The following is a 13,929-nucleotide window of genomic DNA, read 5'->3' on the forward strand; positions in this document are numbered from 1 at the left end:
ATCATCCGGCCGGCACCACCTGCAGGCAATGCCGGCCGCTTCGAGGTGCGCGAACCGTCACGGGCGCGGGAGCACCGTGAGGACCCGCTCGACGTGGTCGCGGAACTCCTGCATGAAGCCGGACAGGAAGTCGGCCGTCGACTCGTCGGTGACCTCCCCGTCGTCGGTGACCAGACCCGGCCGCAGGGTCACGTACGCCTCGGGGGCGGTCATCTGCCGGGCGTTGCAGAAGCTGAGCACCCCGCGCAGGCTCTGCTGGGCCAGCGCCGTGCCGATCTGGCCGGGAGAGGCGCCGATCACCGCCGCCGGGATGTGGTCGAACGAGTTCTGACCCCAGGGCCGCGAGGCCCAGTCGATCGCGTTCTTGAGCGCGCCGGGGATGGAGCGGTTGTACTCCGGCGTGACGAACAGGACGGCCTGAGAGCGGGCGATGGCCTCCTTGAGCGCCTTCGGCTCCGCCGGGTAGTCCGAGTCGAAGTCGGGGCTGTAGAGCGGCAGGTTGCCGATCGGGATCTCGGTGAAGCTCAGGTCTTTCGGTGCGAGCCGGATGAGCGCCTTGCTCAGGGTCCGGTTCAGCGACGTCGATGACAGGCTGCCGACGAAGTAGCCGACCTCGTACGTGGGCATGCGTCCTCCTGGTGTGCAGTGGGATCGGTGGGGAGCGAGCTGCCTGAGCGTGCGGACCTACCCCTCACGAGGCTCCCAGACTCGCGGAGACTTCGACACCCCTCCCGACCGGGCACCCGTCGACCCATTGGTTGACACATCAATAATTCTCTGTCATATTAGTTGAAGCATCAATCAACAACTCAGTCTGTGGAGGACAACGTGGCACGCATCACCATCATCGGAACCGGCAACATGGGGCAGGCCATCGCGGGCGTCTTCGGCAAGGGCGGGCACTCCGTGCAGCTGCTCGGCGAGGCCGACGCCGCCACCGCGGTCAACGGCGACGTCGTCGTGCTGGCGGTCCCCTACGGCGCCGTCCCGTCGATCGTCGCCGAGCGTCGCGACAGCCTCGCCGGCAAGGTCGTCGTCGACATCACCAACCCGGTGAACTTCGAGACGTTCGACTCGCTCGTCGTCCCCGCCGACGGCTCGGCCGCGGCCGAGATCGCCAAGCAGCTGCCCGAGTCGAAGGTCGTCAAGGCGTTCAACACCACGTTCGCCGGCACCCTGGCCGCGGGCACCGTCGGACCGAACACGACGACGGTGCTCCTCGCCGGTGACGACGCCGAGGCGAAGTCGGAGCTCGCCGGCGCCATCGCGGCCGGTGGTCTCAAGGCCGTCGACGCCGGCTCGCTGGCGCGCGCCCGCGAGCTCGAGGCCCTGGGCTTCCTGCAGATCAGCCTCGCCGCCGGCGAGAAGATCTCGTGGACGGGCGGTTTCGGCGTCGTCGCCTGAGCCCCGCATCTCCCGAACGGCCGGTCACTGGTTCCACCAGTGGCCGGCCTTCGCGTTCCCGGAGCCAGGCCGTCTCGGCTCGCAGAGCGCAAGGAACGGTAAAGAGAGGGTCTGCTCACTCTCAAGGTTTCCCCAACCGATGGCACCCAACCTGCTGCTGTGACTCGTATGCCCGCTGCACGCGGCCCGGAGAAGGAGCGCCACATGAACGGCCAAGCCACACGAAAGGCTGGGTGGAGGGGTAACGCCAAGCGGCTCACGGTCGCTGCACTGGCCCTCGCCCTGCCGCTGATCGGGGTCGCCGCACCACCCGCGGGAGCAGCAACACTCTCTGCCGGCCCGGTCGACAGCTCCACGCGATTCCCCCTGTGGGTCGCCGCCGGATCCGACCGGCTCGACCTCTGCCTCGACGACCCTTCGTGCCTCGGCACCTCGGCGGGTCTCGTGCCACCGGGGGGCGAGGCGTTCTGGTTCAACGCAACTGCCACCCTGGGCGGCAACACGCCCGGTCTGGTCGAGATGGCCACCGAGGCCGCGTTCGCCGCCGACGGGCCCGGTCAGGAGATCGCCTTCAACCGCATCCGGATCCGACTCGACGTACCGTCCGCGGGCACCTACCGTGTCGACTACCCCTACGGCTCGAAGACGTTCACCGTCGCGGCCGTGAGCGATGCCGGCAAGGAGATCAACTTCACGCAGGACATCGGCTGCCTGACGGTGCCGTGCGGCGCCTTCAGTGGGTTGGCGGACTCCGGTGACGGCGGCGTAGGCGACGCGTTCCTCACGTGGGACCCGTCGGTCGCCCCTGCCGCTCCGCAGGGCTTCATCGGTGACGGCCTCTCGGAGCACAAGGTCGTCGGCAGCCCCATCGGGCGCAACTTCGTCGACGTCGTCCGCACGGACCTCGCGACGCCACAGACCATCACGCACGCCGAGACCTTCGCCGTGCAGGGCAAGATCGCACGCCCTCGAGTCCTCGCCACCCCTGCACCCGGCTCTTACAAGACCGCCCAGTCGGTCGTGCTCCAGGCCTCGGAGCCCGGCGCCACGATCCGCTACACGACGGACGGCAGTTCCCCGACGGACGCTTCCGGCAATGTCGTCGGTAGCGCCTCCGCCTACTCAGCGCCCATCGCGGTGACCGCAGACACGACGATCAAGGCGGTCAACGCCGTCGGTGGGGTTGCTGTCACCGACCCGGTCACGGGCCAGCCTTCGGCGCCCAGCGCCTTCACGTACGTCATCGACAACGTGGCGCCGAGCGTCACAGTCGACCCGGCAAGCGGCACCTACGCGTCCGCGCAGCTCGCCACCATGGCAGCCACGGATGCCAAGGACGCGGCAGCCAAGATTCACTACACGATCGGCACAGGGGCTGCGCCTGCGGACCCGACGCCATCCAGCACCCTGTACACCGGCCCCGTGCCAGTGAACGGCAACGCTGACGGCGCCCACACGTTCGTCAAGGCAATCGCCGTCGACGCGGCCGGCAACGTCTCCCCTGTGGTGAGTCGTGACTACGTCATCAGCGCGCCCGACGTGTCGGCGTCACCGGCCGGCGGGTCGTACACGACGGCCGTCGACGTGCGCCTCAGTGCCACCGACCCGGAGGCGCAGATCTTCTACAACACTGCCGGCCTCGATCCCCTGGTGCGCCGCAGCTCGACGGGTGCGGTGACGGGAGCCGACAACGGCACGCTCTACACCAACGACCCGATCCATCTGACCGGTGACACGACCTTGAAGTTCGTCGTCGCCGGCGCCGCGGGCCAGTCCACCGTCAAGACGGAGTCGTACCTCATCGACGTCCCCGCGAACCGTCCGCCGGGCGCGCTCGGGTCGGTCGGCCCGGTCGACGCCGCCACGGGCTACCCGTTCTGGTACGGCGACAAGGGCGGCACGAGCAGCTCCCTCGCGCCGAACCGGCTCGAGCTGTGCCTCGACGACCCGCTGTGCCCGGTCGTCGGCGACCTGCCCGACCCGAGCAAGCCGCTATCCTACCCGGACAACTTCCCCGACGAGTCGTTCTGGTGGTCGGGTGAAGCGGCCATCGCCGTCCCTGGCGGTCCGAGCAGCCTGCTCGTCCTCGCCCAGGAGGCCGCGTTCGGCGGAGCCGGCACGGTCGTGCCCGGCGAGCAGATCTCGTTCGCCCGCCTGCGCATTCGGCTGGACGACGTGGTCCCGGGTGCGAAGTACACGGTGACATCGCCCTACGGCGTCGACGTCGTAACCGCGGACGACAGGGGCCGTGCCCGGAGCACCGAGGACGTCGGGTGCCTGGCCGCCCCCTGCACCTGGAAGGAGTCGCTTGACGGACGCATCGGACCGTTCCTGCGGTGGGACCCCTCCATCGCTCCCGCGGCGCCGGTCGGCTATGTCGGCAACCCGCTCGTCGAGCACCAGGTCGTCGGCAGCCCGCACGGGACGAACTTCTTCCGCGTCGAGGGGCCGAACATCGGTGGACCCGGCATCGACCGGGTCGAGACCGACCTGTTCACCGTCCAGGGCCGGTTGGCCCAGCTGCGGGCCACCGCATCGCCCGGCGGAGCGCTCTACTCGAAGCCGCAGGACGTCGCGATCCAGGCGTCGTTCCCTGCCGAGGCCAAGATCGTGTGGACGACCGACGGGAGCAACCCGGCCGTCGACCCGGCGACGGGCGTCGTGACCAACGGCCAGGAGTTTGTGCCTGCGACCGGTGACGTCAACGCCAAGGCGCTCGTGCACGTGGCCGAAGGTCGGACCACTCTGAAGTTCATGGCCGTCGACCTGACCAGCCACAGCACCTCGCAGATCTACACCGAGGAGTACGCGGTCTCGGGCACCTCGCCCACTGTCTCGGCCTCTCCTGACCCGGCGAACGGACCGTTCCAGGGCCTGCAGGCGGTCACCTTGACGAGCAGCACTGGTTCCGCCGTCTGGTACACGACGGACGGGACGACGCCCAAGCTCGACGCGTCGGGCAACCCGCTCGGCACGACTACCAACTTCGGCGCTGCCGTGCAGGTGGGCCGCCCGACGACGGTCAAGACTGCTGCCGTGGACGCCCTCGGTGCCCTCGGCCCGGTGGCGACGTTCGTCTACGACATCCACAACCTCAAGGCCGTCGGGCCGGTGAGCCCCACGAACGGCTATCCGGCCTGGTTCGAGGACTACGGTTCGAGCACCCTGCCGCCCGTCAAGCTGCAGCTGTGTCTCGACGACCCGCTGTGTCCGGTCGTCGGCGACCTTCCCGACCCGACCGCACCGCTCTCGTTCCCGGACAACTTCCCCGACGAGTCGTTCTGGTGGTCCGGCGGTGCCGACTTCGCGGTCGGAGCCGGAAGGGCCCGGCTGACACTCGCCACCGAGGCGGCGTTCGCGACCCTGGACGTCCAGCCGAACCAGCAGATCGCGTTCTCGAGGATTCGGGTCCGCGCGGACAACCTGGTGCCCGGCGCGACGTACAAGGTCCTCCACCCCTATGGCGAGCTGGAGCTGACCGCGGACGCGGCTGGCGTCATCAGCAGCACCGACGACAGCGGCTGCCTCGCGGCGCCGTGCGACTTCTCACAGGTGCTGCGAGCGCCCGTCGGGCCGTTCCTCCGGTGGACCGGGACCGACGCCCCGGCAGGCTACGTCGGCGACGGGGCCACACCACACACCGTCACCGGAAGCCCGTACGGGAGGAACACGTTCCGCATCGAGCAGGTGACGGACGCGTCCGGGGCTGCGCTCACGACGCCGACGGTCGTTGGTCAGACCGACCAGTTCGTCGTTCAGGGCAAGATCGCCGCACTGCAGGCGACGGCGTCGCCGGTGGGCGGCACCTACACCACGGCGCAGCAGGTGACGCTGAGCAGCACCGACGCGGCGGCGCCGATCTTCTACACCACTGACGGCAGCACGCCGACGGCTGCGAGCACGCAGTACGCCGGGCCGATCACGATCGCGAACGAGGGGACCACGGTGCTGAAGTTCGTGGCGATCGCCAACGGCATCAGCTCGCCCGTGGTGACGGAGACGTACCTGATCGACACGATCGCGCCGACGGTGACGATGAACCCCAACGGTGGCACCTTCGCGGCCGCCCAGTCGGTCACCATCACCAGCAACGACGCCAACGCCTCGATCTACTACACGACCGACGGCTCGACCCCGACGGCGGCTGGCACGAAGTACACCGGGCCGGTTTCGGTCCCCCGCACCCTCACGCTGAAGGCCCGGGCTATCGACACCGCCGGAAACATCGGAGACGTCGTGAGTGCCAACTTCACGATCGGGCTGCCCACCACGGGCCTCACCCTGGGAACGCCGTCGCCGGCGATCGTGACGTTCGGACCAACCGGGACGACCACGCTCTCGGGCGTGCTGACCAGCGCCGGTGGCCCCATCTCGGGCAGGACCGTCGCGGTGCAGTCCCGGGCGCTCGGTTCGAGCACGTGGGTCGGTGTGACGGGCAAGTCGGCAGTCACCGGTCTGGACGGCAGGTACAGCGTGACCGGAGTGAGCCCGACCGCGACCGTCGACTACCGCGCCGTCTTCCCAGGTGACGCGTCGTTCCAGGCGTCGTCCAGCGCCGCCCAGAGGGTCCAGGTGCGGGCAGTGCTCAGCCTCAACGCACCCAACCCGTCGACGGTGAGCCGTGGCCGGAACGTCACCTACAGCGGGACGCTCGCGCCGACCCACTCCGGAGCACGGATCACCATCACCGTCTCGGCGACAGGCCAGCGAGCGCTCACCGCCTCCGCCACCGTTGCCGCTAACGGGACATGGACCGTGACGACGAAGGCACCCGGCAAGGAGGGGAGTTGGAGAGTGACTGCCACGTGGGGTGGCGACGCCGACCACCTGGCTCCAACCCCGGCGGCGACGAACCTGACCGTGGTCAAGTAGCGAGACCAAGCCGGGCGTGCGCCAGCCGCACCAGTAAGGCCGAAGGGTCCTCGTCCAGGCGAGGGCCCTTCAGCCTGTCCGGATCGCCCACTTCGTCCCCTTATGCCGCGCGAGTTCAGCTGCGCTACCACGTGATTCGCGATCTCGTCCGGAAAACGAGTGCCCAAAAACTAGGGGTCACCCTTCGCTCTCAATCTGCCCCCAGCCAACGCGAGCCCGCGCACCATGGCTGCAAGGGGATCAGCAATGGGGGGATCAGAGATGAAGGATGTCGTCGGCGTACCGGTGGTGCGGTTGTGTGGCGGGCTCGTGGTGGGGCACGGGCCGGGAGCGTTGGGTCCGCGGGACCTGGGGGGTGCGAAGGCGCGGCACGTGTTGCTGGCGCTGCTGCTCGAGGGTGGTGACCCGGTCTCGAAGGGTCGGATCATCGAGTACCTGTGGGGGGACACGCCTCCGGCGGGGGCGTTGGGCACGTTGGAGGCGTACGTGAGCCTGCTGCGCAAGCGGCTGGCCGGGGCCCCGGGTGTCGAAAGCGCCGAGGGCGCTGGGGGTGCTGAGGGCGCTGGGGGTGCGGGTGCCCGGGTGGCGCCGATCGTGACGGTGCCGGGCGGGTACCGGTGGGACGTCGCGGCGCGGGCGCAGGGGTTGACGGTGGACGTGATCGAGTTCGCGCGGTTGGTGGCGCGGGCGCAGGAGCTGTCGGGGGCGGCGGCGGTGGGGGTGTACGCGCAGGCGTTGGCGTTGGTGGCGCGGCCGTTGCTGCCGGACGAGGCGGACCTGCCGTGGTTGCAGGAGGCGGTGCAGGCGCACGAGGCGCGGGTGCTGCGGGCGTTGGCGGACGGGGCGCGGGCGGCGTTGGAGGCCGGTGACCTGGGGCACGCGCAGGTGTGGGCGCGGGCGGCGATCGGGCGGGACCGGTTGCTGGAGTCGGCGTGGCTGGTGCTGCTGGAGACGTTGGAGCGTCGGGGTGAGCACACGGACGCGGTGCGGGAGTACGAGACGTGTCGCACGGTGTTCGCGGCCGAGCTGGGGTGTGACCCGGGTCCGCGGTTGCGGGCGGTGTTCCGGCGGTTGCTGGCGGCGACCTCGGAGCAGGACGACCGGTTGCGTGACCTCGTCGCCGCGGTGGTGCGCCTGCACCACGTCCTCGACGCGTCGACGTCGGAGCGTCCCGCGGAGTCCACGCGTGACGAGCACCCTTCTGCCGCAGGTGAGCCCGGGGCCCTGCAAGAGGACTGCAGCCGCCTCATGGCCCTGATCCGCGCGGCCGACGCGCGAGCGCGAGCACTGGCCGGCCAGGCTGCGGCCATGGCCGCGACGGCCACCGGCTGACGGCACGGAGCTCTGGAGGGGCCTGCCCGCGGCAGGCCCCTCCAGCATGCGCCGGGCCGAACCCGATGGCGCTCAGGTGGCTGAGCCACGACGATGAGACGTGCACGTCGACATCCGGGTGACCGGCGGGGTAGCCCGAGGAACGATGGAGGACGGCCTCACGGTCTTCCGCGGGATCCCCTATGCGTCTCTGCCCGTGCGCCTCGACGAGCCGGGTCCGGTGGAGCCGTGGCACGGGGTCCGCGAGTGCTTGTCGTTCGGGCCCCCTCCCCCGCAGTCGGCGGCGTTCGGCATGGACGCCGCCGCTGGCGCGCACCGGGGCGTCGGCGAGTGGCTGACCGTCAACGTGTGGTCCGGCGACATCCGCGGCAGAGCACCCGTGATGGTGTGGGTGCAGGGCGGGGCGTACGCGTTCGGCACGTCCGGCCTGCCCGAGTACGACGGCTCGACACTGGCCCGGGCCGGCGTGGTCGTCGTGACCTTCAACTACCGCGTCGGTCTCGAGGGCTTCGGGCACGTGGACGGCAGGCCCGACAACCGTGGCCTGCTCGACCAGGTGGCCGCGCTCCGGTGGGTGCAGGACGACATCGAGCAGTTCGGGGGTGACCCGACTCGCGTGACCGTCTTCGGCCAGTCGGCGGGCGCCGGCTCGGTCGCGGCCCTGCTTGCCATGCCGCGAGCGAAGGGTCTCTTCCACCGGGCGATTGCGCAGAGCGTGCCGGGCACGTTCTTCACCCCGGCCCTCGCGGCCGACGTCACCCGCGCGTGCGCCGCCGAGCTCGGCGTCGACGTGGCCGAGCTCCCCGACATCGACCCGCACCTGCTGCCGCTCGCCGCCGATGCGGTGGCCGACGCCGTGTCTGCCGACGAGGTGGGGTACGCGCAGCGGTGGGGGCCGGCCGCCCACGCTCGCGTCCTCTTCGCCCCTGTCATCGACGGCGACGTCCTGCCGACGACCCCGTGGGAGGGCCTCAGTGGCGATGTCCCCCTCGTCGTCGGCCACACGCGCGACGAGCAGCGCCTGCTGTCGCTGGTCACCGGTCGTACCGGCACGATCACGCCGCGTGAGGCGGACCGCACGGCGGAGGTCCTCGCCCCCGACGCCGGTCGTTACCGCGCCTCCCTGACCGACCCCGAGCAGCTCGACGAGGTCGTGCGTTCCGACTGGCTCTTCCGTATGCCGTCGCTCCACCTCGCCGAGGCACAGCTGCGCGCGGGAGGCACCGCCTGGCTCTACGAGCTCACCTGGCCGGCCCCCGGGATGGGCGGGAGCCTCGGCGCGTGCCACGGACTCGACGTGCCGCTCGTCTTCGGCAACCTGACGGCCGGCCAGCCGGCGATGCTCATCGGGACCGTGACCGCGGAGGCGGTCGACCTGTCCGCCCAGATGCGCGGGGCGTGGACGCGCTTCGCGCTCCACGGCGACCCGGGCTGGCCGGCATACGCCTCCGGGACGACGCACGTCTTCGACGTGGTGCCCGCGGACGTGCCCTACCCCGAGCAGCTGTCGCGAGACGTCTGGCGGCAGCACCCAGGCGTGCTAGACCTGACCCCGTGACCGCCCGGTCGCACGACCCGACAGAGCAGGCGCAGGAAGGCCCCCCGAGATGATCGAGCTCCTCCACCCCGGGCAGCTGGCCCGCGCCCGAGAGACGGGAGCCCTCGTCGGGCACATCCTCCAGTCGGTGCGCGGCCGCGTCGCGGTCGGCACGAACCTGCTCGACATCGACCGGTGGACCAAGGCCATGATCGAGGAGGCGGGGGCCGAGTCCTGCTACGTGGACTACGCGCCGTCGTTCGGACGCGGCCCCTTCGGGCACCACATCTGCACGTCCGTCAACGACGCCGTGCTGCACGGCCTCCCCCACGACTACGCACTCGCCGACGGCGACCTGCTGTCGCTCGACCTCGCCGTCTCGTTGGACGGGGTCGTCGCCGACTCCGCCATCAGCTTCGTCGTCGGTGAGGCCCGGCCGGCCGAGAGCGTGGCGCTCATCGACGCCACCGAGCGCGCCCTCGCCGCCGCCATCGCCGCGGCCGGGCCCGGGACGTGCATCGGCGACCTCTCCCACGCCATCGGCACGGTGCTCGAGGGCGACGGCTACACCGTCAACACCCAGTTCGGCGGGCACGGTGTCGGCTCGACGATGCACCAGGACCCGCACGTGCCCAACAACGGCCGGCCGGGCCGCGGCTACACCCTGCGCCCCGGCCTCCTGCTCGCGCTCGAGCCCTGGGTGATGGCCGACACGGCAGAGCTCGTCACCGACCCCGACGGGTGGACCCTGCGCAGTGCCACCGGCTGCCGCACCGCCCACAGCGAGCACACCATCGCCATCACCGACGACGGCGCCGAGGTCATGACGACACCACGCTGACCGGACCTGGCGACAAGGGTCGACAGGACGGTTCCCTGCCCGGACGGCATACGGGAGCATGAAGTGTCACCCTCGGGCTCCAACAGCGCGGCCCCGGGGTGGCGGCTTCACCGTCCACCCGCCCCGCCCAGCGGCGAATCAGGCGGCCGGCTCGTCCCTGGCCGATCTGGGCGGCTGCGGCAGCTGCCCCGTCTCGAGGAACGTCGCTGCCACGTCGCGGAGCTTGATGTTCGCGTTCTGCGAGTTGCGGCGCAGGTAGCTGAACGCCGCTTCGCTGCTCAGGCCGTGACGCTCCATCAGCACCCCGACCGCCTGGCCGATCATCTGCCGGGTCGCGAGGGCTCGCTGCAGCTCCTGCGCGGAGCGGGCCCAGCCCACGATGGACGACGCGGTGAGTCCCCACGTCTCGGCAAGGTCGAGGGTGGCGGTGTCGAGCCGTTGAGGTCTCTCCCAGTAGAGGCCGAGCGCCCCGATCGGCCGGCCGTCCCACACGAGGGGGACGGCGACGCTCGCCTGGAGGCCCGTCGCGACCGCGGCTTCCCTCCAGCGAGGCCAGCGCCGCTCGGCGGAGAGCGAATCGCTGACCACGGTCAGGCCGGTCTCGATGGCCTCGACGCACGGCCCCTCCACCAGCGGCCCGTGGAGGCCGTGCACCGCGGCGATGACGGTGTCCGAGGTGGCCGTCGCGAGGAAGTCGGGGGCACGGCCGACGAGGGCTCCGGCGTGCTGCAGGAGCGGGACCGAGCGGGTGGCAGAGGCCAGCACATCGGTCAGTGTGTCGTCGAGGGACCGTGCGCCGTGCGTCGGCGTCCGAGAGTCCTTGGTCGTGGTCGCAGCCTCGAGCGCGTCCATCACGAGTACCTCCGCGGGTCCCGGGTGCTCTCGTTCTTGAAAGTCCCGTTCCGAGATGCGACTCGTCGCTCCTCGTGCCCAGGTTTCGGATGCTACTCGATCCGAAGGTCACACATCGGACTGCGCGTGCGCGCATCCTCACGTGCCGTTCGTGGCGCTCGTCAGTCCCCGAGTCCGTCGAGCAGACCGTCGCTCAGGGCGGACCTCAGCTCGGACGGGCCGGCATACACATGGACGGCTCCCGCCTCACGCAGCTCGGCCTCCGCGAAGCCACCCGTGAGCAGGCCGATGGCCGGCAGGCCACCGTTCACGGCCGCCTCGGCGTCCCACGTCGCGTCACCCACCATGACACCGCGACGGCCACCCCCCTTCTCCAGGGCGACGGCCAGCAGGTCGGCCGCCGGCTTGCTCTCCTCGACGTCGTCGGACGTCGTCCACGCGTCCGCCAGCGACCGCCCACCGACGAGATCGAGAAAGGTCTGCACGTGCTTCGGCTGTCCCGAGCTCGCCAGCACGAGGTGCAGACCCATCTCCTTGACCGACTCGAGCAACGGTCGGCTGCCCGCGAAGGGGCGCACCTCGCCGATCAGCCCGTCGAACTCACGGGTCCAGTCCTCGCGGAGCGCGTCGCCCTCGGACTGCTCGACGTCGTCGCCGGCCACGTGCGCCACGAGCTTGTCGCCGCCCATCCCTATGGCCCGGTGGATGCGCCACAGCTCGACGTCGTGGCCGTGCCGCCGGAACGCCCGCGACCACGCGAGGGCATGGTGGTAGTTGCTGTCGACGAGCGTGCCGTCGACGTCGAGGATGACGGTGTCGATCATGACAGGGACGTACCCGCGCCGGCCGGGTCACCCGCCCGACGAACGCTCCACCGCAGCGAGCTCACGGGGGATCCGCTGGCACAGGTCGCGGGCGAGGAAGCCCGGCATCTCGTCGTCGAGCACCTCGCCGGCACGTCCGTGCGTCCACGTGCCCCAGACCGCCGCCTGCTCGGGCGGGGCGCCCCGCGCCATGAGACCGGCCACGACACCTGCCTTGACGTCGCCCGAGCCTGCGGTGGCGAGACCGGGGGCACCGCCGTCGTGACGCCACGAATCGCCGTGCGGCGTGGCGATGCACGACTCCTCTCCCCCACCGAGCACCACGGAACCGGTCTCTTCGGACAGCCTGCGCACAGCGCCGAGAGGGTCTGCGGCGACCTCCGACTCAGGCATCTGGAGCGTCTCGGCCAGCTCGGTTGCGTTGGGGGTGAGGAGGATCCGTCCCCGGAGGTGGCGCACGCCTTCGAGGTTGCCCGTGAGGTATGCCGTCCCGAGAGCGTCGATGACGACTGCTGCGTCGAGGTGAGGCACCACCCGTTCGAGCAGCATCCGGGCGCACTCGGGGTCGCTCAGCCCGGGCCCGAGCAGTACCACGTCGACCGCCTCGGCGAGCTCGAGGATGCGTTCGGCGCCCGCCGCAGCGAGGTCACCCGACGCGAGGACGGGCAACGCCTCGACGTACGCCTCGGGAACGAGCACCGACAGGGCGGGAGCCGCGTCCGCGGCCGTCGCGACCTGCACCTTGCCGGCACCGACCCGCAGCGCCGCCTCGGCGGCGAGGACGACGGCGCCGGGTGTCTGGCGGCACCCACCGACGACGAGCACCGTGCCCCGGTCGGACTTGTCGCCGTCGGACGCCGGGAGCGGCCACTCGCGCAGCAGCTCGGCGTCGACGTCGCGCGGGGTGTCAGCAGGCATCGTCGTCACCCCACCTCGGACGCGGCCGTCTCGTGGGTCTCCTCGGTCTCGGAGTCCTCGAGGTGCGAGGTGTCGGCGAAGGACACCAGCTCGAGCGGGCCCTCGGCGCCGCGGCGGTAGCGCGTCAGCGAGCAGTTCCCGAGGGGCTCGTCCCGGTCGAGCTCGAGCAGGCGCTGCTCGTCGAGCCCTTCGAGCACGAACCGGAAGCTCATGATGACGGCCTGGTGCGTGAACACCCAGACCCGGCGACCGGCGTACACGGCGGCGAGGTCGACGAGGACGTGTCGCACCCGGAGGGCGACGTCGGTCCAGCTCTCCCCGCCGGGAGGGCGGTAGTAGAACTTGCCGAGCCGGGCACGCCGCTCCGCCTCATCGGGATAGGACTCGCGGATGCCGGCCCCCGTGAGCCCGTCGAAGACGCCGAGGTCCCGTTCACGCAGTCGTTCGTCCAGCGTGGGCCGCAGGCGGAGTCGCTCCGTGACCACGTGGGCCGTCTGCGCGGCCCGCGCGTACGGCGAGCTCAGCACCACCTCGGGCTGCTCGTCCGGGTCGAGTGCGGCGACGGCCCGGGCCAGGACGCCGGCCTGCTGCCTGCCCTGGTCTGACAGCGGGGTGTCCGGGTCGCGCGTGTCGAGGTCGAGGCGACCGAGCCCTCGACGTCGGGCGTCGGCGTCCGCGAGGTTGCCGACGCTCTCGCCGTGGCGCACGAGGACGAGCTGATCGACGTGGGTGGGGGCTGACTCGCGACTCGGTTCGATCGACACTGGGCCTCCTGGTGAGCTGGTCCGTCTCGGGGGAGGTACCCAACCAGTGCGTCGCCGAACAGGCGCGCCGCTAGCAGCAGGCGGAGACGGTCGGGGCGGCCTGCGCCTGCGTCGAGGTGCCGCAGCAGGTGTTCGCCTCGGCCGGCTCGCTGAAGGTCGCACTGTCGGCGAGCACGGTGTAGACCTCCCAGCGCTCACCGTCCGGCGTCCCCTCGACCCAGAACTTGTCCTGCTTGGCGTAGCAGCACGTCGTGCCTCGCTCGTCGAGGGTCGCCAGGCCCCGCTGCGCGAGTCGCGTCTGCTCGGCGTCGACCGTGTCGACGTCGCCGACCTCCACGCCGAGGTGGTTGAGGCTGCCTCCCTGCCCCGGCTGCTCGATGAGGACGAGCTTGAGCGGCGGCTGTGCGATGGAGAAGTTGGCATAGCCGGGGCGGACCTTGGCCGGCTGGGCGTCGAAGAGCGTGGAGTAGAAGTCGATCGACGACTGGAGGTCGTCGACGTTGATGGCGAGCTGGATGCGCTTCATGCGGTCATCTCCTAGACATTGATGGTTGTCGATGTGACGACAGACCGAGGTTGCACCAA

General features: G+C 71.0%; 11 protein-coding genes. 5 read left to right on the forward strand and 6 right to left on the reverse strand.

Annotated features, from left to right (window positions below; translation table 11 throughout):
• Nucleotides 1-57: 57 nt before the first annotated feature.
• Complete coding sequence (locus ACXR8F_RS02775; RefSeq protein ID WP_458798627.1) at nt 58-627, reverse strand: NADPH-dependent FMN reductase; 570 nt, start codon at nt 625-627, stop codon at nt 58-60.
• Between the two features lie 201 nt (nt 628-828).
• Between ACXR8F_RS02775 and ACXR8F_RS02780 the strand changes: the two genes are divergently transcribed.
• From ACXR8F_RS02780 to map, 5 genes are all read left to right on the forward strand, one after another.
• Complete coding sequence (locus tag ACXR8F_RS02780) at nt 829-1,404, forward strand: NADPH-dependent F420 reductase (protein ID WP_458798628.1); 576 nt, start codon at nt 829-831, stop codon at nt 1,402-1,404.
• Between the two features lie 204 nt (nt 1,405-1,608).
• Nucleotides 1,609-6,276, forward strand: a complete 4,668-nt coding sequence (locus ACXR8F_RS02785; protein WP_458798629.1) for a chitobiase/beta-hexosaminidase C-terminal domain-containing protein — start codon at nt 1,609-1,611, stop codon at nt 6,274-6,276.
• Between the two features lie 372 nt (nt 6,277-6,648).
• Nucleotides 6,649-7,608 carry an AfsR/SARP family transcriptional regulator gene (locus ACXR8F_RS02790; RefSeq protein ID WP_458798630.1) on the forward strand — a complete coding sequence of 320 codons (960 nt, stop codon included), beginning with the start codon at nt 6,649-6,651 and terminating at the stop codon, nt 7,606-7,608.
• A 100-nt stretch (nt 7,609-7,708) separates the two neighbouring features.
• Nucleotides 7,709-9,166: a carboxylesterase/lipase family protein gene (locus tag ACXR8F_RS02795; protein WP_458798631.1), complete on the forward strand. Its 1,458-nt coding sequence runs from the start codon at nt 7,709-7,711 to the stop codon at nt 9,164-9,166.
• A gap of 49 nt (nt 9,167-9,215) precedes the next feature.
• Nucleotides 9,216-9,986, forward strand: coding sequence for a type I methionyl aminopeptidase (gene map / locus ACXR8F_RS02800; RefSeq protein WP_458798632.1), 771 nt, complete (start codon nt 9,216-9,218; stop codon nt 9,984-9,986).
• Between the two features lie 138 nt (nt 9,987-10,124).
• On the opposite strand, the gene ACXR8F_RS02805 is transcribed toward map, so the two are convergent.
• The 5 genes from ACXR8F_RS02805 to ACXR8F_RS02825 form a co-directional block, all read right to left on the reverse strand.
• On the reverse strand, nt 10,125-10,838 hold the full coding sequence (locus ACXR8F_RS02805; protein ID WP_458798633.1) for an ANTAR domain-containing protein: 714 nt from the start codon (nt 10,836-10,838) through the stop codon (nt 10,125-10,127).
• Between the two features lie 161 nt (nt 10,839-10,999).
• Nucleotides 11,000-11,662: an HAD family hydrolase gene (locus tag ACXR8F_RS02810; RefSeq protein ID WP_458798634.1), complete on the reverse strand. Its 663-nt coding sequence runs from the start codon at nt 11,660-11,662 to the stop codon at nt 11,000-11,002.
• Nucleotides 11,663-11,689: 27 nt separating this feature from the next.
• Nucleotides 11,690-12,580: an NAD(P)H-hydrate dehydratase gene (locus tag ACXR8F_RS02815; RefSeq protein ID WP_458798635.1), complete on the reverse strand. Its 891-nt coding sequence runs from the start codon at nt 12,578-12,580 to the stop codon at nt 11,690-11,692.
• A 5-nt stretch (nt 12,581-12,585) separates the two neighbouring features.
• On the reverse strand, nt 12,586-13,344 hold the full coding sequence (locus ACXR8F_RS02820) for a histidine phosphatase family protein (RefSeq protein ID WP_458798636.1): 759 nt from the start codon (nt 13,342-13,344) through the stop codon (nt 12,586-12,588).
• A 70-nt stretch (nt 13,345-13,414) separates the two neighbouring features.
• Nucleotides 13,415-13,870: an ArsI/CadI family heavy metal resistance metalloenzyme gene (locus ACXR8F_RS02825; RefSeq protein WP_045191455.1), complete on the reverse strand. Its 456-nt coding sequence runs from the start codon at nt 13,868-13,870 to the stop codon at nt 13,415-13,417.
• Nucleotides 13,871-13,929: the final 59 nt, after the last annotated feature.

It is taken from the genome of Terrabacter sp. AAH1 (genome assembly GCF_054456855.1).

Excerpts from the sequence above, each read along its gene's own strand:
- map (WP_458798632.1), top strand. The coding sequence starts at position 9,216 with ATGATCGAGCTCCTCCACCCCGGGCAGCTGGCCCGCGCCCGAGAGACG.
- ACXR8F_RS02815 (WP_458798635.1), bottom strand. The coding sequence starts at position 12,580 with ATGCCTGCTGACACCCCGCGCGACGTCGACGCCGAGCTGCTGCGCGAG.
- ACXR8F_RS02775 (WP_458798627.1), bottom strand. The coding sequence starts at position 627 with ATGCCCACGTACGAGGTCGGCTACTTCGTCGGCAGCCTGTCATCGACG.
- ACXR8F_RS02805 (WP_458798633.1), bottom strand. The coding sequence starts at position 10,838 with ATGGACGCGCTCGAGGCTGCGACCACGACCAAGGACTCTCGGACGCCG.
- ACXR8F_RS02810 (WP_458798634.1), bottom strand. The coding sequence starts at position 11,662 with ATGATCGACACCGTCATCCTCGACGTCGACGGCACGCTCGTCGACAGC.
- ACXR8F_RS02785 (WP_458798629.1), top strand. The coding sequence starts at position 1,609 with ATGAACGGCCAAGCCACACGAAAGGCTGGGTGGAGGGGTAACGCCAAG.
- ACXR8F_RS02825 (WP_045191455.1), bottom strand. The coding sequence starts at position 13,870 with ATGAAGCGCATCCAGCTCGCCATCAACGTCGACGACCTCCAGTCGTCG.